Below are 17,017 nucleotides of genomic sequence, written 5' to 3'. Positions count from 1 at the left end.
AGGTACAATAGAAGGGTCGGCGAGAGATATAATTTTTTGTCTATGATAAAGATCATGTCTTTCGTCCTGTACCCATTCATATCTGAGGAGGAAAAGGAACTTATGGCGAAATTTGAAAAGTTTGAGCTCCCAACTGAAGGCGAAAAAATTACGATTGATAACGGTCAACTGCAGGTTCCAAACCATCCGGTCATTCCGTTTATCGAAGGTGACGGCACAGGTCGCGACATCTGGAAAGCTTCCAAGCGCGTACTGGACGCAGCTGTAGAAAAAGCATATAACGGCACGAAAAAGATTGCCTGGTATGAAGTATTCGCTGGTGAGAAAGCTTTCAATACATACGGTGAGTGGCTCCCTAACGATACGTTGGAAGCCATCCGTGAGTATATTGTAGCCATTAAAGGTCCACTTACGACACCTATTGGCGGTGGTATCCGTTCATTGAATGTGGCATTGCGCCAAGAACTGGATTTATACGTATGTCTGCGTCCTGTTCGTTACTTTAACGGTGTGCCGTCTCCAGTAAAACGTCCTGAGTTGGTGGACATGGTCATTTTCCGTGAGAACACAGAAGATATCTACGCAGGGATCGAATATGCCGAAGGGTCCGAAGACGTGAAAAAGGTGATTCAGTTCCTTCAGCAAGAGCTGGGCGTGAATAAAATCCGTTTCCCTGAAACTTCAGGAATTGGGATCAAGCCAGTGTCTTCCGAGGGGTCAAAGCGTCTGGTACGGGCAGCTATTCAGTATGCTGTTGACCACGGACGCAAGAGTGTAACGCTCGTACACAAAGGTAACATTATGAAATTTACCGAAGGTGCCTTCAAGAACTGGGGCTATGAAGTAGCCGAGCAAGAATTTGCAGATAAAGTATTTACTTGGGCCCAGTATGATGTCATCAAGGAAAAAGAAGGTGAGGATGCGGCAAATGCAGCTCAAAAAGCAGCTGAAGATGCAGGCAAAATCATTATCAAGGATGCGATTGCTGATATTGCACTTCAGCAGGTGCTGACTCGTCCTTCTGAATTTGATGTCATTGCTACGCTGAACCTGAACGGGGACTATCTGTCCGATGCTCTTGCTGCTCAAGTTGGTGGAATTGGTATCGCGCCAGGTGCAAACATTAACTATGTAACCGGGCATGCTATCTTTGAAGCTACACATGGTACAGCTCCAAAATATGCTGACAAAGACGTAGTGAACCCTGGTTCCGTAATTCTGTCCGGCGTCATGCTGCTTGAACACTTGGGTTGGAAAGAAGCAGCTGACCTGATTTACAAAGGACTGGAGACGTCCATTAATAAGAAGATTGTAACTTATGATTTTGCCCGTCTGATGGATGGTGCTACACAGGTGAAATGCTCCGAGTTCGCGGATACCATTATCAGTAACCTGTAAGGAAGGGGAATACTACTTGACCATTCAACGCAAAAAAATATCCATTGTTGGCGCCGGTTTTACCGGTGCCACTACCGCATTGCTGCTGGCTCAAAAGGAGTTAGGTGATATCGTACTCATCGATATTCCGCAACTAGAGAATCCGACTAAAGGCAAAGCGCTTGATATTTTGGAAGCTGGTCCAGTGCAGGGATTTGACACCCAGATCATGGGCACTTCTAATTACGAGGATGCAGCTAACTCGGATATCGTCATTATTACAGCCGGGATCGCGCGCAAGCCGGGTATGAGCCGTGATGATTTGGTCAACACGAACGCAGGAATTGTAAAATCCGTATGTGAGAATGTGAAGAAGTATGCGCCCGATTCTATCGTCATTATTCTGAGTAATCCGGTCGATGCTATGACCTATACTGCATACCAAACGCTTGATTTCCCGAAAAATCGGGTTATTGGTCAATCAGGTGTGCTGGATACAGCCCGGTATTGTACCTTTATTGCACAGGAACTGAACGTTTCGGTTGAAGACGTGCGCGGCTTCGTTATGGGTGGTCACGGTGATGATATGGTGCCGCTCGTACGCTATTCCAGCGTGGGAGGTATACCTATCGAAAACCTGATTTCTCAGGAACGTATCAAGGCGATCGTACAACGTACACGAGTGGGCGGCGGAGAGATCGTTAACCTATTGGGTAATGGCAGCGCATATTATGCTCCGGCAGCTTCGCTTGCGCAAATGACAGAAGCGATTGTAAAAGATAAAAAACGGATTATTCCAGTCATTGCTTACCTGGAAGGAGAGTATGGCTATCAGGACTTGTTCCTCGGTGTGCCTACACTTCTTGGCGGTAATGGCATCGAAAAAGTGTTCGAGTTGGAATTGACAGCCGAAGAAAAAGCAGCGCTCGATGAATCCGCTGAAGCGGTTCGCAATGTGACTAAAATAGTCAACGTATAGATCCGATTTTCTACTAAAACAGTATACTTTTACTTGAAGAGGTGTCCCCTAGCCATCGTTATGGCTGCTGGCCACCTCTTTTATTTTTTAATAGTCTATTCGTTTTCTTCCTTTTCATTTAATATTGAAAATTTCAGTTTGGGTTTGTACCCTCCCCCCAAGCTGAAACTTTCCCCGTCCTATTCCTTTGCTTTGATCCACTTCCCCGGTATAATAGAGTTCATATGCACTAATAGTTACATAGAAAAGCATGTCCCAAAACATTGCAAAGATGCTAGTCATTCGTTGGAATATGATCGTTCTATGGAAAAAAAGTTTGTAAGAAAACAAAGAACTGGGAGGTTGTAAAGAATGTTTTTTATTCACATTATTGGATCACTGGCAATGGGCTTTTATTTATTGCTTCCCTTTGTTGTGGGCAAAATCGACAAATTGGCTCCAAGCGCGCAGGAAGGGACGATATCGGCTGTACAGCTATTGAACCGTCTGGCTCAATTTGCACTGATTCTTGTGCTTATTAGCGGCATCTATATGATCTTTGTTTGGGATTCTTATTCGGTAGCATGGATCGTTGTTGTGTTGGTGTTGTTTCTTGCCATTTCCGGTATCGCTGGTGCTATGGGTAAGCCATTACGCTTGTCACTGGAAGCGGTTCGCAACCAACAGCCGATTACGCAATACACTGGTAAAATGCGGATGTTCAGCACGCTGCTGGCTGTCTTCATGATTCTAATTACGATTTTAATGGTATACAGCCATATTATTTAATGAACCATTTTAATCGGCCAATTAAATAATGACGAAGGCTAACGTTGAATAAAGCGGTCTGTGCAGAATAAGCACAGGCCGTTTTTTTGTGTGCTCAGATAGCTAGTTTTTTCTTTTTTCGTTTAACCGATAAGTTTGTGTGGTAAATCAGGAGTAGAGTGGATGCAAATGTTGCATCCTAAAAAATATCTGATTTTGAAGGGAGAATGTATAATGGCTAAAAGCAACCAACCTCAGCAAACCTTGCCCCCACAGCATCAGGACCAGCAACCGGGGATTGAATCCAAAATGACGCCTGCACCTCAATTTGAAAAACCAACTTACAAAGTGGCTGGCAAGCTCACAGGCAAAGTTGCACTGATTACTGGTGGAGACAGTGGAATTGGGCGGGCTGTAGCTGTCACGTATGCTAAAGAAGGTGCGGACGTAGCTATCGTCTACTTGAATGAGCATAAGGATGCGGAAGAAACCAAGCGTCAAGTCGAACAGGAAGGACGCAAATGCGTGTTGATTCCTGGCGATATCGGAGATGACCAATTTGCCAAAAAAGCGGTGCAACAGACGGTGAACGAACTGGGCAAGCTCGACATTGTCGTGAACAATGCGGCCGAGCAGCATCCACAGCAAAAGCTGGAGGATATCACCAAAGAACAGTTGGAGCGCACGTTCCGTACGAATATCTTCGGTATGTTCTTCCTGACACAAGCGGCGTTGCCGCATTTGAAGAAAGGGAGCGCGATCGTCAACACAACGTCGATTACCGCGTATGCTGGGAATAAGACACTCATTGATTATTCCTCCACCAAAGGGGCAATCACATCATTCACTCGTTCCCTTTCGCTCAATTTAGCGGATCAAGGTATTCGGGTGAACGCTGTAGCCCCAGGACCGATCTGGACACCGTTAATCCCGTCTACCTTTGATGCAAAAACAGTGAGCGAATTTGGAGGAGCACAGCCTATGAAGCGCCCAGGTCAGCCGGAAGAATTAGCGCCAGCTTATGTGTACCTTGCCTCAGACGATTCGTCTTATGTAAGCGGGCAGGTTATTCATATCAATGGCGGTGAAGTTGTAAACGGATAAGAGGATAAAGAAAAGGTTGGGGCAGTCTTTTGCTCCGGCCTTTTTTTCTTTTCACAGTGGAACATAATGCAGGTAGCCTGTAGAATGAGATTAACTTACATAAAAGGATGGGCAAATTTCTATGAAATCGTTTCGTTTCAGGCTTACCCTGATCATGCTGATTTTGATTGGCGTATCTGTCCTTGCTGCTGGGATCACTATGGGACAAATTTTTAAAAATTCGAATATGAAGGTGCTAGAGGAGAACATGGGTCGCGAGATCGACCTGCTTCGCGCTACTTTCCCATTTGTTAATGCTGATGCCCTATCCAGCACAGATTACGTCTCCTATTATTCTCAGAAGGCGAAGGAAATTGCCCATCTGACCGATTCGCGAGTGACCTTCATTCGTAAGGATGGAACGGTGGTGGGTGATTCGTTAAGCGATCCACGCAAGATGGAAAACCATGCATCGCGTGAAGAAATACGGCAAGCTACGTCGGAGGGAATCGGACGGACGATACGCTACAGTGAAACTTTGCAACGAAACATGCTATACGTCGCTGAGCCTGTTGTATCGGACAAGGGCTTTGACGGATATATCCGTTTGTCCATGAGTCTGAAAGCGGTGGAAGAGGGAATGCAGCGAGGCTGGACGGCCATCGGGATCGGTCTTGTGTTGCTGTTTATTGCTGCTGGACTGATGAGCTATCGTATTGCTCGCAGCCTCACCTCGCCCATTGAACATATTACAGGGGTAGCCAACCGCATTTCAGGACTAGATTATGACGCTAGGGTCGGTGTACAGCGCCGGGATGAGGTAGGACAACTGGGTGAAGCTATTAATCGTATGGCCGACAGTCTCCAAAACCAAATGAAAACGATACGTGACAATGAGGATCTCCTCCAGAGTGTCATGAGTAATATGACAGGCGGGATTCTGATGATTGATGCTCGTGAATGCATAGCGCTTGTCAACCGTGAGTCTGAGCGTATGCTCGGTGTCGTGGGTAAGCGGGTGACAGACAAGCCGTATCATGAGCTGAAGAAGCACTATGAGCTCACAAAGCTAATTGAGGGCAGTATACAAAGCCGAGAAAGGCTGCATGGTGAGGTGCATTTGTACAATCCTGAGGAACGACTCGTTTTGCTGGATGGTGTCCCTATGTATGAGGATGAAGGGGGATACCGGGGGATGCTGTTCTTGTTGCAGGATATTACAGCTATTCGACGGTTGGAAAATATGCGAAGCGAATTTGTGGCAAACGTATCCCATGAGCTAAAAACACCGATTGCCGCAGTCAAGGGTTTTGCCGAGACATTGCTTGGTGGCGGGGTTAAAGATGAGGAAACGGCCCGTTCCTTTTTGCAAATTATATATGACGAAAGTGAACGACTGAATCGACTGATCGGCGATATTCTGGAGCTTTCCAAAATCGAGTCCAAACGGTCCCCTCTGGATTGCTCTCCGATTCATATCTCATCATTCATAGAATCATTGCTGGAGAAACTGAATAATGTAGCTGCCAAAAAAAGAATTACGCTGCACATGGATATCCCGGATGAACTGTTTATGGAGGCAGATGAAGATAAGCTTCAGCAGATTTTCCTGAACCTTTTGTCTAATGGCATTAACTATACCCTTGATGGCGGCAAGGTAAAGATCAAGGTTATAACGTTACAACGGGACAATGACACGGAAAAGGTCGTATTTACAGTCAGTGATACGGGTATTGGGATACCGAAGAAGGACCTGCCACGTATCTTTGAGCGCTTTTACCGGGTGGACAAAGGACGCTCGCGCAACTCGGGCGGAACGGGACTGGGATTGTCCATCGTCAAGCACTTGGTCGATCTACATCATGGTACACTCTCAGTGGAAAGCGAGCTTGGTTTGGGTACCACGTTTACCGTTGAATTACCGTTATTGCAACAGGAAGAATGAACTATAATATTTTTTACATTGTGTTAACAATGCCGTGATAAAATAAACGGGTGTCGCATGAGTATGGAAAAGATTTCAGGATTTTGACCAATGCGCCTTTAACAGGTAAACAGGAGATGAAGTTATTAATGGGACAACGTTTGCTGGTTATTGAGGATGAACCAACGCTTGCCAGATTGCTATCCTACAATTTGATACAAGAAGGTTTCGAAGTGGACACGGAGGATCATGGCAGTGCTGGGTTTGAAAGAGCCTCCAGAGAATCCTACGATTTGATCCTGCTGGATTTGATGCTGCCGGGGATGAATGGACTGGATATTCTCAGCAGACTTCGCCATCAGGGGCTGACAACACCTATCATTATTCTAACCGCTAAAAACGGGGAGGCTGAGGTGGTCCAAGGACTGAAGTCGGGTGCTGATGACTACATCACAAAGCCTTTTGGCGTTTCTGAGCTACTGGCCCGCGTAACGGCTGTACTGCGAAGAACATCCGGAGGGGATGAAGGAGTGTTGTCTGAACAGAAGGATGGCTCCAAAATTCAACTGGGCGAGCTGGAGATCTACCCTGAGAAATATGAAGTCATTCTTGGAGGTCAGTCCATCAGCTTAAGACCGAAGGAATTTGAGGTGCTCCTCTATTTGTCCCGCAAGCCGGGTGTGGTCCTGACTCGGGATGATCTAATGAATGCCGTGTGGGGCTTTGACTACATCGGCGGTCAACGGACAGTGGATGTACACGTCAGTTCCTTACGTAAAAAGCTGGAGCTTGATCCCGACTCGGTTCATATTGATTCAATCCGTGGAGTGGGGTACAAGCTGGTTGTAAATAAAAAAAGAAGCGCTTCTCATTTGTTATAAATGAGGAGCGTTTTTCTCTTTCCAGGCAGTAGCAGTGACTTTTATGTCCATTTTGTGATTTTACATTTAGTTAACAAAAATAGCCGTTAAAATCAACAAATGACCGATATGATGTTCCCGTCACTTCAAGTAGTTAAAAAAAGGGGACTTCAGAACGATGATAACGGAACCAAAGACCCAGACGAGTTCCACTGCCGTGATTGAACGTGAAACGTTCAAGCCGATTACTACCTATGTGCCATGCCGGGAGGTTCCGATCATTGGCACGGATATGTCTTGCAAAGAACTGTTAGCACTCATGAAAACACAGGAAGATATTCCCTGTGTCATCGTCGTGGATAAAAATGATCTTCCTTTGGGCATCATCATGAGAGATGCGTACAATCGTCATTTTACGGGCAGGTTTGCTGCGGCATTGTTCTATGACAAACCGGCTTCTATATTTGCCGATCCCAATACATTAATTGTGGATCTGAAAAGTCCAGCAGCAGAAATTGTAGAACAGGCGATGATGCGTGAAGATCAGTGTTTTTACGATTGTTTACTAATAAAGGAAGGGACAAGATTACTCGGTGTACTCACAATTCGTGATATCCTGTCTGTCGTTCAGCGAATGCAAAGAGAAGCAGACGAAGACCGGGGCGATGTGATTCGACATAGCTATGACGGAGTCCAGCGTATTCGGATGACTGTTCTGGATGCAGCGAAAGAGGCCGATGACAGTGTGCAGCTAACCCGCTCAATGAGTGAATTATCCCGCCGTGGCAAAGTGGAACTGGAGGATGTTCTGCTTTCTTATCATGCAGTGACGGAGCAAATGAAGCGCCAGCATGAGCAGATGACGGCGTTAACCCAATCGCTCAATGATATTGCGGGCATGGCTTCATCCATTCGTGCACTGGCAGATCACAGCGGATTGCTGGCGATCAATGCGTCCATTGAAGCGGCTCATGCTGGTGAACACGGGCGTGGTTTTCAGATTGTGTCTCAAGAGGTTCGAAATATGTCACTCCAGACCAAAGCTTTTTCTGTACAGATTACAGGCTTACTCACTCATATCGAGCAAATGCTGCGTGATACCGCTGAACTGACGGATACGAGTATGCAGCAGATTCATACAGGGTCTAAATTTATATCTGCCGGAACCCAAACGTTTGCCAAATTATTGCAGGCAGTCGATGAAATAGAGGCTAAAAACAGCGAAATGTCCCGTTCCGCAGAAGAAGCGGCCTTGAATGCAGCCGGAATTGCACAGGAGCTTGAACTCATGCTGAGTTCTTGATCATTTTACATACCGTTAACAAATCCACCACACTGAATTTACACACAGCTTATATAATCTTCATATTGTGCAAATCAGGTGCAATGCTTGAGGACCATAACTGCAACACGAAGGAGATCATAAATCCATGAATGATTCCGTAATCCGGATTGATAAGCTGAATTTGTATTATGAAAAATTCCACGCGTTGAAACATATAAACCTGGATATTCCTGAAAAAACGGTAACAGCCTTCATCGGCCCATCCGGCTGCGGCAAATCAACCTTGCTACGTACGCTGAACCGGATGAATGACATGATACCGGGAACACGTATTGAAGGCACCGTGAGCATCGCAGGTCAGGATATATACGGCGATACCATGGAAGTAGAAATGCTGCGTAAACAGGTGGGAATGGTTTTTCAACAGCCTAACCCGTTTCCCAAATCCATTTATGATAACGTGGCCTATGGCCCGCGTTTGCATGGAATTCGGCAAAAGGACAAGTTAGATGAACTGGTGGAGCAAAGTCTGCGGCAGGCAGCACTTTGGGAAGAGGTTAAAAATTTTCTGAAGCGTTCTGCTCTGAGCTTGTCCGGTGGACAACAACAACGGCTATGCATTGCCCGGGCGCTTGCTGTACAGCCAGATATTTTACTCATGGACGAGGCTACATCTGCGCTGGATCCGATCTCGACGATGAAAATTGAAGAACTGGTTCAAGAATTAAGAGACACGTATACTATCGTCATGGTGACGCATAACATGCATCAGGCAGCGCGTGTGTCTGGTCGAACTGCGTTCTTTTTGAATGGGGTTGTAGTGGAGGCAGCGGATACTGAGACGATGTTTTCCACGCCACAGGATTCACGTACGGAAGATTATATTTCCGGGCGTTTTGGCTAAAGCCAAATTGATGATTATGCGAGAAGGGGTGACTTCGAAATGATACGTAGAAAAGGTTTTGATGAAGGATTAGAAGAACTGAGAGCCGTACTGCGCGAAATGGGTGCACACGTTTCGAAGGCGCTCGATCAGGCTATTGAATGTTTGCAGACCAAAAATACAGAAATGGCCCAGCAGGTAGTCAAAAATGATGCATCCCTCAATACAATGGAAGAAAATATTCTGGATATGGGCTCCAAGCTCATAATTACCCAGCAGCCGGTAGCGAAGGATTTACGCCGGATCATTGTTGCATTTAAAATTTCCAGTGATTTGGAACGTATGGGCGATTTGGCACTTGATATTGCCAAGGTCACACTTCGCTTGGAAGGGCAACAGGCGATGAAGCCGTTGGTAGATATCCCACACATGGCTTCCATTGTTAAAGAAATGATCGACAATGCGATCAAATCCTATTTGGATGAAAATACAGATCTGGCCTACAAAATGGCTAAAGAGGATGATCGGGTAGATTCCTTGTACAGCCACATGATCAGCGATCTATACGCTTTTATGGTAGAAAAGCCAGCAGAGGCTTCACAGGCCATGTTGCAATTGCTTGTAGGACGGTACATTGAACGTATTGGTGACCATGCCACGAATATCGGTGAAAGCACTGTATATCTCGTGACAGGGGAGAGACCAGATTTGAACCAGTAGAGCGATTGGTATATAGCGGTTGTTTCCAACCCAGACTTGTCTTTGAGCAAAAGGCAAATTTGGCTAGGAAACAGCCGTTTTTTTCTGAAAAAGAGTCTTGTATGTTAAGATAGGAAGAGGAATGAGTAAAACGTAAGAACGTTACGAATGCATTGATGAACTTGTGAGGTGCGAAATGGATAAACTCATGCTTATAGATGGTAACAGTATCATATACCGGGCGTTTTTTGCTATGCCGCCATTGACGAATTCAAGCGGACAGCAGACGAACGCGGTGTATGGATTTACGACAATGTTATTGCGGCTTTTGGAGGAGCACAAACCAACACATATCTTGGTTGCCTTTGATGCTGGTAAAATTACGTTTCGCCATAAAGGGTACGAGGATTACAAAGGTGGAAGGGAGAAAACGCCGCCGGAGCTGTCCCAGCAATTTCCGCTGCTGAAAGAGCTATTGACCGCCTTTGGCATTGCCCAATTTGAACTGGATGGCTATGAGGCAGACGATATTATAGGCACCCTGTCCAGAACAGCGGACGAAGCGGGTTTCAATGTGCTGGTTGTGACTGGCGACAAGGACATGCTTCAATTGGCTTCAGACCATGTCACGGTCGGCTTAACCCGCAAAGGGGTTACCGAGGTGGAAACGTACGGACCTGAGCAGATTCAGGAACGTTACGGCTTGAAGCCGCTGCAAATCATAGACCTTAAGGGTCTGATGGGCGATACGTCGGATAATATTCCTGGCATTCCGGGCGTGGGTGAGAAAACAGCGCTCAAGCTGCTGCATCAATATGGTTCAGTCGAAGAGGTGCTGGCGCACACGGATGAGCTGAAGGGCAAAATGAAAGAACGCGTGGAGACACATGCTGACGATGCACGAATGAGCAAGGAATTGGCGACTATTTATCGGGATGTAACGTTGGACAAACAGCTGGAAGATGTAGTTTTCAGCGGGCTACAGGCAGAGACGGCTGGACCAGCTCTGGCGAAACTGGAGTTCAAGTCCCTGCTGGAGCGTTTATCCTTATCGGGCGAGGTTGGCAGTGCTGAAGTTGGCGTAGAGGAAGCCGCGGCAGACGTGACTGTGCTGGATGAAGAGCGTATCAGCGAATTGGTAGAAGTGCTGAATAACATAGATGTGCTGCATGTGGAGACGCATGGTGATAATCCGCATCATGCTGAAATTGTAGGCTTAATATTTGCCGCAACGGGGCGGCAGTTCTTTATGACACTGAATGTTCTACAAAGTGATGCAGCTACCCCTATTCGCGAATGGCTTGCCGATCCTGAACGCAAAAAACGCGGTCATGATTTGCACCGTACAGACTTGGCTTTACACTGGCATGGAATTGAGTTTGCCGGAGCCGAATTTGATGTGCAACTGGCCGGATACTTGCTAGACCCGACAGACGCGAATCAGACGTTGAGTGGACTGGCAGCCAAGTATGGCTTGTCATCGATTCGTCCAGATGACGAAGTGTTTGGTAAAGGAGCTAAATATAAAGTTCCTGACGTGGATGTACTATCCGATCATGTGGCACGTAAGGCAGCGGTGATCGAAGCATTGGTACCCGTGCAGCAGGCGGAACTGGAAAAGACGGAAATGCACAAGCTGTTCCATGAGCTGGAGATGCCGTTATCACGCATTCTGGCGGATATGGAGAAGCAGGGGATTTTGGTGAATGTAGAGGAACTGCGCGCTTTGGGTAAAGAATTTGAAGCCCAGATTGCAACGTTGGTGGGTGAGATCTACAGCATTGCAGGGGTAGAGTTCAATCTTAATTCGCCCAAGCAGTTGGGTGAGATTTTGTTTGATAAACTGGGTCTGCCAGTTATTAAAAAGACAAAAACCGGGTACTCGACCGATGCAGAGGTACTGGAAAAGCTTGCTCCATATCATGATATTGTGCAAAATATTTTGCAATATCGCACCATTGCCAAACTCCAATCGACGTATGTCGAAGGATTGCTTAAAGAAATTTCGGAGAAGACAGGTAAAGTGCATACGTATTTCCGGCAGACGGTTGCGGCAACCGGACGCTTGAGCAGTCAATTTCCGAATTTGCAGAATATCCCGATCCGTCTCGAAGAAGGACGCAAAATCCGCAAAGTATTTGTTCCCTCGGAGCCGGGCTGGTCGATTTTGGCGGCAGACTATTCACAAATCGAGCTGCGGGTGCTGGCTGATATTTCGGATGATGAGCGTTTGAAAGAGGCTTTTGTCCACGATATGGACATCCATACCAAGACCGCATCCGATGTGTTCGGTGTACCAGCAGAAGCTGTAGATTCCGATATGCGTCGTTCCGCAAAGGCGGTCAACTTTGGGATCGTTTACGGGATTAGCGACTATGGTCTGTCGCAAAATTTGAATATTACCCGGAAGGAAGCGGCTCGCTTTATCGACCAGTATTTTGACGTGTTCCAAGGTGTTCGCCGTTACATGGATGATATTGTGAAGGATGCGAAGAGGGATGGATACGTAAAAACGCTACTGGAACGCAGACGATATTTGCCTGAGATTAACGCCAGCAATTTCAACCAGCGTTCGTTCGCTGAGCGTACAGCGATGAATACGCCGATTCAAGGTACCGCAGCCGATATTATCAAGCTGGCGATGGTGCAGATGGACGCAGCGCTGCGTGAACGCAATCTTCGCAGCCGCATGCTGCTACAAGTACATGATGAGCTTGTATTCGAGGTTCCGCCTGAGGAAATGGAGGCGATGAAAGAGCTTGTCCCGGCTACCATGGAAGCTGCATTAAAATTGGCTGTACCGCTTAAAGCGGAAGTCAGCTATGGCAGCAATTGGTATGAGGCCAAGTAAGATATTTCAATGAGCAGATAGTCCCAATTTGACGTTGCTTCCGTTATAATATAGGGTGAGGTGAAGACATCATGCCGGAATTACCGGAAGTAGAAACCATTAAACGAACATTAAACGAGCTTATCGTTGATAAACATATAGATCATGTAACCGTAAATTTGCCGCGTATTATCCAACGTCCCGATGATATCCACGCATTTGCGATGGAATTGGCCGGCCACCGGATTACAGGAGTGGAGAGACGCGGTAAGTTTCTTCGGATTTTGCTGGACGGGCTGGTGCTTGTCTCCCATCTTCGAATGGAAGGACGCTATGGATTGTATTTACAAGATGATCCTGTGGAAAAGCATACCCATGTCATCTTTCATTTTAAAGATGGTACGGAGCTGCGTTATCAGGATGTGCGCCAGTTCGGCACGATGCACTTATTTCCGGCAGGACAGGATTTGCTGGAAAAGCCGCTAAACAAACTCGGTTTGGAACCGATGGACGAGGCTTTTACACCTGAAATGCTGCGTGCCGCTGTTGGAACTCGTTCGACTTCGATCAAGGCAGCGCTGTTAAACCAGTCATATGTAGTAGGCATCGGGAATATTTATGTAGATGAATCGTTATTTAAGGCAGGGATTCATCCGGCACAGCCAGCCAAAAGCTTAACGGATAGTCAATTTCGCATACTGCATGAAGCTATTGTCTCCACGCTGGGCGCGTCGATTCAGGTTGGTGGCTCGTCCATCAAATCATTCGTCAACGGACAGGGCAAAACGGGCGATTTCCAGCATCAGTTGCAAATTTATGGACGTAACGCGAAGCCTTGCATGAACTGTGGTACATTGATCGAAAAATCCGTCGTAGCCGGACGTGGCACACATCATTGCCCGGTCTGCCAGCCTTTGCGCTAAACAGGCACAGTCACCCCAAGCCCATCCCTCTCATATATTGTTCCAAGTACCAATACTGCGAAGGAAGTAGGTTGCTGTAAGGCCCAGCCTTCGCAATGGGAGGGAATTTGGAGTGGCTAATCATTGGGGAGCCCTGCTGTTACTGGCATTTGCGCTAAGTTTGGACAGTTTCGGAGTCGGTGTTACATATGGTCTGCGCAAAATGAAAATTCCACTGTTGTCGATTGCCATCATCTCAGTATGTTCAGGTTTAGTGATCGGCATATCCATGCAGCTCGGCGCATTACTATCTCGTGTCCTGTCCCCTGTATATACGACGGTTTTCGGTGCTGTCATTTTGATCTGTATCGGATGCTACTCTTTGATTCAGGCTCTGCACCGCAAGGAAGATTTGACGGAGGAAGCAGCGGAAGTCCCGGGGAATCTTTGCCTTACGGAACAGGTTGATCCAGGGAATATATCAGCACTTGCGGAGAAAAAAAGTGCAGAGGATGCCAATACAAAGTCTCTAAGCAGCTCAGGAAAAGGCCTACCGAGAGAAACCTCTTTGGAGCTACAGCAAGAGGAGCGAACGTTATTTTCGCTGGAGTTCCGCAAATGGGGGCTTGTTATTCGGATTCTTCGAAGCCCATCTGCTGCGGATATGGATCGTTCCGGCAGTATATCTGCTACCGAAGCGGTTTGGCTAGGTATTGCATTATCGGTCGATGCGTTTGGAGCGGGATTAGGTGCAGCCATGCTTGGTTTTCAGCCCCTGTCTACTGCGCTGGCTATTACGTTATTCAGTGGTATATTTTTGATCGCTGGTATGAGGGCAGGGTTCTTCCTGTCAGCATTTCGATTTATGAAGGCGCTCGGTGTATTGCCGGCATTATTACTCATTATGATGGGCATATTGAAGCTGTTATGAGGTGAAGAGCATGAATATCGGATTAACCGGAGGGATCGCTACCGGAAAAAGCACCGTGTCGGCTCTTTTGGTCGCCAAGGGTGCGCTGCTGATCGACGCAGATGCCATTGCCCGGGAAGTCATGCTTCCGGGGCATCCGGTGCTGGCGGCGGTCATACAGCATTTTGGACAAGCTATAGTGAACAGTGACGGAACCCTGCACCGCAAAAGACTGGGAGAGATTGTATTCGGAGACCCTGTTCAGCGACAGGCACTTAACGATATTACGCATCCTGCTATTCGTGAGGAAATGCGTCTGCGCATGGAAGCTTATGAACGGGAGCAGCCGGACAAGCTTGTTTTGGCAGATATCCCGTTAATGTATGAGTCTGGGCTGGAGAGCCTGTACGAGGAAATTATGGTTGTATATGTACCACGTGATATTCAGCTCCGACGTTTGATGCTTAGAGACGGTCTGACAGAAGAGCAAGCCGAGCTTCGCCTGTCCGCACAAATGGATATCGAGCAGAAAAAAAGTTTGGCTGATATTGTTATTGATAATAGCGGAACACAGACTGAGACGAAGCGGCAAATTGATCAGTTTTGGCAGCGAAAGGGACTTGCATGAACATTTTACGTAAGAAAAGAGTCCTGCTCATTTTGTTTGTCGGATTTGTCCTGATTCTGTTCCTCAACTCCAATTGGATGTCCTGGTTTTACCCGATTCAATATAAGGATGAAATTCGGCAATATTCACAGACGTATGAAGTGGACCCATTTTTGGTGGCGTCTATTATCCGTGTGGAAACAAACTTTAAAACCAGCAAGCAGTCACACAAGGGTGCACTGGGGCTTATGCAGATTATGCCGAATACCGCCAATTGGATTATGGACAGTGCCCAGATTCAGAAGGTCCCGCTGGACAGTGTAAAGCACGAGCCCGGCACCAACATTGAGCTGGGAACCTGGTATCTGCATAACCTGTCTATGAAGTTTCAGGATAATCCTGTGGTCATCGTAGCGGCATACAATGCTGGTCCAGGTAAAGTTAAGGAGTGGCTGGATCAAGGGGTGTGGGATGGCAAAGAAGAGTCCATTAAGCAAATCCCTTTTGGTGAGACACGGCATTATGTACAGCGAGTCATCTACTATTACAGGCAATATACAAAAATTTATAATGAGTTTTAAGTGACAGGTTAATGACAATATGAGCCTTTTCGCTTTAAAATGAAAAAAGCGCAGGACAGGCTGTTTTTAGCAGCCTATCCCTACACTTTTTCGTATTACTTCTTGATTATTACCGAGATTATTGGTATTGACCTGCCAATTGTTGTTCGGCGATCGTTACGAGGCGTTTTGTGATGTAGCCCCCGATCGAACCGTTCTCATAGGAAGTCATGTTGCCTTGGTATCCATCTTGAGGAATGCTGATCCCCAGCTCTTGAGCGATTTCATATTTCATTTGCTCCAGAGCACCGGAGGATCTGCTGACTACCAGGTTGTTGGAGTTGCCATTGTTTCCTTGTGCCATTGTTGTTCACCTCCTCGCGACGTGGTAAACATATTATGATCCGTTTCGACAAAATTATTACTAAAAAGCTTCGGGAATTTATTGGAAAAAGGAAGTGATGAGATTATGAAGTGCCCATATTGTGCCTACAATGGCACGAAAGTGTTGGATTCGCGACCAGCGAATGATAATAAGTCCATCCGCCGCCGTCGCGAATGCGAACAGTGTGCCAGGCGTTTTACCACCTTTGAAATGGTAGAAGAGACCCCACTGATGGTCATCAAAAAAGATGGCAGCCGTGAAGAGTTTAGCCGTGATAAAATGCTGCGCGGTCTCATTCGAGCCTGTGAAAAGCGTCCAGTATCAGTCGAGCAACTTGATCTGATCGTATCTCAGGTGGAGAACGCTATACGCAACACAGCAGCCACAGAGGTGGATAGCCAGCAGATTGGTGAGCTAGTCATGGAACAGCTCTATCCGGTGGATGAAGTCGCCTACGTACGCTTTGCCTCCGTCTATCGGCAGTTCAAAGACATCAATATGTTTATGAAGGAACTGAAAACACTGTTATCCAAAGATACAGACAGCGACTGATCGCTGACTGTATCTTTTTAGGGCCGTGGTGGGAAGAGGATTATATTTTTTTTATAAAAGTATTGACACAGGGTCGAATATTTTATATGATATAGAAGTCGCTTGAAACGTTAATTCATTTACATGTGACGGGGCCTTAGCTCAGCTGGGAGAGCGCATCGCTGGCAGCGATGAGGTCAGGGGTTCGATCCCCCTAGGCTCCACCATAATTTTATATGGACTCTTAGCTCAGTTGGTAGAGCAGTTGACTCTTAATCAATTGGTCCAGGGTTCGAGTCCCTGAGAGTCCATTCTTTAGAAAAAACGGCAGAAATGCCGTTTTTTTTGTTGTTCATAGATCTGTTCCCAGCCTAACCAAGGACAGGTAAGGGTTGAATGAGCGCTTATCGAGTTTGATTATAAATAGCAACCCATTGTTTGTGAGTGTAACTTTG

The 17,017-nt window shown here is 46.6% G+C and carries 16 protein-coding genes and 2 tRNA genes; 17 read left to right on the top strand and 1 reads right to left on the bottom strand.

The features are described from left to right. Positions 1-102 precede the first annotated feature (102 nt). The 14 genes from icd to C0638_RS24740 all read left to right on the top strand — a co-directional run bounded on the left by icd (position 103) and on the right by C0638_RS24740 (position 15,667). Positions 103-1,398, top strand: coding sequence for an NADP-dependent isocitrate dehydrogenase (icd, locus tag C0638_RS24805; RefSeq protein ID WP_016819629.1), 1,296 nt, complete (start codon positions 103-105; stop codon positions 1,396-1,398). A gap of 16 nt (positions 1,399-1,414) precedes the next feature. Next, positions 1,415-2,356 (top strand): malate dehydrogenase, encoded by a 942-nt coding sequence (gene mdh / locus C0638_RS24800; RefSeq protein ID WP_025676256.1) that lies wholly within the window; start codon positions 1,415-1,417, stop codon positions 2,354-2,356. Between the two features lie 351 nt (positions 2,357-2,707). Next, on the top strand, positions 2,708-3,124 hold the full coding sequence (locus tag C0638_RS24795; protein ID WP_044785435.1) for a hypothetical protein: 417 nt from the start codon (positions 2,708-2,710) through the stop codon (positions 3,122-3,124). A gap of 213 nt (positions 3,125-3,337) precedes the next feature. Beyond that, positions 3,338-4,207, top strand: coding sequence for an SDR family oxidoreductase (locus C0638_RS24790; protein WP_058711470.1), 870 nt, complete (start codon positions 3,338-3,340; stop codon positions 4,205-4,207). A gap of 121 nt (positions 4,208-4,328) precedes the next feature. Beyond that, positions 4,329-6,131, top strand: coding sequence for a two-component system histidine kinase PnpS (gene pnpS, locus C0638_RS24785; protein WP_013370355.1), 1,803 nt, complete (start codon positions 4,329-4,331; stop codon positions 6,129-6,131). Positions 6,132-6,259: 128 nt separating this feature from the next. Beyond that, entirely contained in the window at positions 6,260-6,991 is a 732-nt protein-coding gene (locus C0638_RS24780) for a response regulator transcription factor (protein WP_013370356.1), read from the top strand. 157 nt (positions 6,992-7,148) lie between these two features. Continuing rightward, positions 7,149-8,273 (top strand): methyl-accepting chemotaxis protein, encoded by a 1,125-nt coding sequence (locus tag C0638_RS24775; RefSeq protein ID WP_058711467.1) that lies wholly within the window; start codon positions 7,149-7,151, stop codon positions 8,271-8,273. A gap of 127 nt (positions 8,274-8,400) precedes the next feature. Continuing rightward, positions 8,401-9,159, top strand: a complete 759-nt coding sequence (pstB, locus tag C0638_RS24770) for a phosphate ABC transporter ATP-binding protein PstB (protein ID WP_013370358.1) — start codon at positions 8,401-8,403, stop codon at positions 9,157-9,159. A 39-nt stretch (positions 9,160-9,198) separates the two neighbouring features. Then, on the top strand, positions 9,199-9,858 hold the full coding sequence (gene phoU, locus C0638_RS24765) for a phosphate signaling complex protein PhoU (protein WP_016819636.1): 660 nt from the start codon (positions 9,199-9,201) through the stop codon (positions 9,856-9,858). 175 nt (positions 9,859-10,033) lie between these two features. Then, positions 10,034-12,688, top strand: coding sequence for a DNA polymerase I (gene polA / locus C0638_RS24760; RefSeq protein WP_058711466.1), 2,655 nt, complete (start codon positions 10,034-10,036; stop codon positions 12,686-12,688). A gap of 71 nt (positions 12,689-12,759) precedes the next feature. Next, positions 12,760-13,590: a DNA-formamidopyrimidine glycosylase gene (mutM, locus tag C0638_RS24755; RefSeq protein WP_058711465.1), complete on the top strand. Its 831-nt coding sequence runs from the start codon at positions 12,760-12,762 to the stop codon at positions 13,588-13,590. A 112-nt stretch (positions 13,591-13,702) separates the two neighbouring features. Next, on the top strand, positions 13,703-14,500 hold the full coding sequence (locus C0638_RS24750; protein ID WP_040101711.1) for an MntP/YtaF family protein: 798 nt from the start codon (positions 13,703-13,705) through the stop codon (positions 14,498-14,500). A gap of 10 nt (positions 14,501-14,510) precedes the next feature. Then, positions 14,511-15,107, top strand: a complete 597-nt coding sequence (gene coaE, locus C0638_RS24745) for a dephospho-CoA kinase (RefSeq protein ID WP_013370364.1) — start codon at positions 14,511-14,513, stop codon at positions 15,105-15,107. Beyond that, positions 15,104-15,667 (top strand): lytic transglycosylase domain-containing protein, encoded by a 564-nt coding sequence (locus C0638_RS24740; RefSeq protein ID WP_013370365.1) that lies wholly within the window; start codon positions 15,104-15,106, stop codon positions 15,665-15,667. Before coaE ends, C0638_RS24740 begins: the two co-directional genes overlap by 4 nt. A gap of 118 nt (positions 15,668-15,785) precedes the next feature. Here C0638_RS24740 and C0638_RS24735 read toward each other — a convergent pair whose 3' ends face one another. Continuing rightward, complete coding sequence (locus tag C0638_RS24735; protein WP_013309613.1) at positions 15,786-16,010, bottom strand: alpha/beta-type small acid-soluble spore protein; 225 nt, start codon at positions 16,008-16,010, stop codon at positions 15,786-15,788. A gap of 105 nt (positions 16,011-16,115) precedes the next feature. Between C0638_RS24735 and nrdR the strand changes: the two genes are divergently transcribed. The 3 genes from nrdR to C0638_RS24720 all read left to right on the top strand — a co-directional run bounded on the left by nrdR (position 16,116) and on the right by C0638_RS24720 (position 16,873). Then, positions 16,116-16,583 (top strand): transcriptional regulator NrdR, encoded by a 468-nt coding sequence (gene nrdR / locus C0638_RS24730; RefSeq protein WP_013370366.1) that lies wholly within the window; start codon positions 16,116-16,118, stop codon positions 16,581-16,583. Positions 16,584-16,713: 130 nt separating this feature from the next. After that, positions 16,714-16,789, top strand: a tRNA-Ala gene (locus C0638_RS24725). Between the two features lie 11 nt (positions 16,790-16,800). After that, positions 16,801-16,873, top strand: a tRNA-Lys gene (locus tag C0638_RS24720). The last annotated feature ends 144 nt before the right edge of the window (positions 16,874-17,017 follow it).

Origin of the sequence: Paenibacillus sp. lzh-N1, assembly GCF_002872435.1 — a bacterium.
Lineage (GTDB): Bacteria > Bacillota > Bacilli > Paenibacillales > Paenibacillaceae > Paenibacillus > Paenibacillus polymyxa_C.
Note: the sequence above shows the minus strand (reverse complement) of the source record. Positions and strands in the feature narration are given on the sequence as shown.

Bases quoted from the DNA above. Each gene is read 5' to 3' on its own strand.
- icd (WP_016819629.1), top strand. From the start codon at position 103: ATGGCGAAATTTGAAAAGTTTGAGCTCCCAACTGAAGGCGAAAAAATT.
- C0638_RS24795 (WP_044785435.1), top strand. From the start codon at position 2,708: ATGTTTTTTATTCACATTATTGGATCACTGGCAATGGGCTTTTATTTA.
- C0638_RS24790 (WP_058711470.1), top strand. From the start codon at position 3,338: ATGGCTAAAAGCAACCAACCTCAGCAAACCTTGCCCCCACAGCATCAG.
- pnpS (WP_013370355.1), top strand. From the start codon at position 4,329: ATGAAATCGTTTCGTTTCAGGCTTACCCTGATCATGCTGATTTTGATT.
- C0638_RS24780 (WP_013370356.1), top strand. From the start codon at position 6,260: ATGGGACAACGTTTGCTGGTTATTGAGGATGAACCAACGCTTGCCAGA.
- C0638_RS24775 (WP_058711467.1), top strand. From the start codon at position 7,149: ATGATAACGGAACCAAAGACCCAGACGAGTTCCACTGCCGTGATTGAA.
- pstB (WP_013370358.1), top strand. From the start codon at position 8,401: ATGAATGATTCCGTAATCCGGATTGATAAGCTGAATTTGTATTATGAA.
- phoU (WP_016819636.1), top strand. From the start codon at position 9,199: ATGATACGTAGAAAAGGTTTTGATGAAGGATTAGAAGAACTGAGAGCC.
- polA (WP_058711466.1), top strand. From the start codon at position 10,034: ATGGATAAACTCATGCTTATAGATGGTAACAGTATCATATACCGGGCG.
- mutM (WP_058711465.1), top strand. From the start codon at position 12,760: ATGCCGGAATTACCGGAAGTAGAAACCATTAAACGAACATTAAACGAG.
- coaE (WP_013370364.1), top strand. From the start codon at position 14,511: ATGAATATCGGATTAACCGGAGGGATCGCTACCGGAAAAAGCACCGTG.
- C0638_RS24740 (WP_013370365.1), top strand. From the start codon at position 15,104: ATGAACATTTTACGTAAGAAAAGAGTCCTGCTCATTTTGTTTGTCGGA.
- C0638_RS24735 (WP_013309613.1), bottom strand. From the start codon at position 16,010: ATGGCACAAGGAAACAATGGCAACTCCAACAACCTGGTAGTCAGCAGA.
- nrdR (WP_013370366.1), top strand. From the start codon at position 16,116: ATGAAGTGCCCATATTGTGCCTACAATGGCACGAAAGTGTTGGATTCG.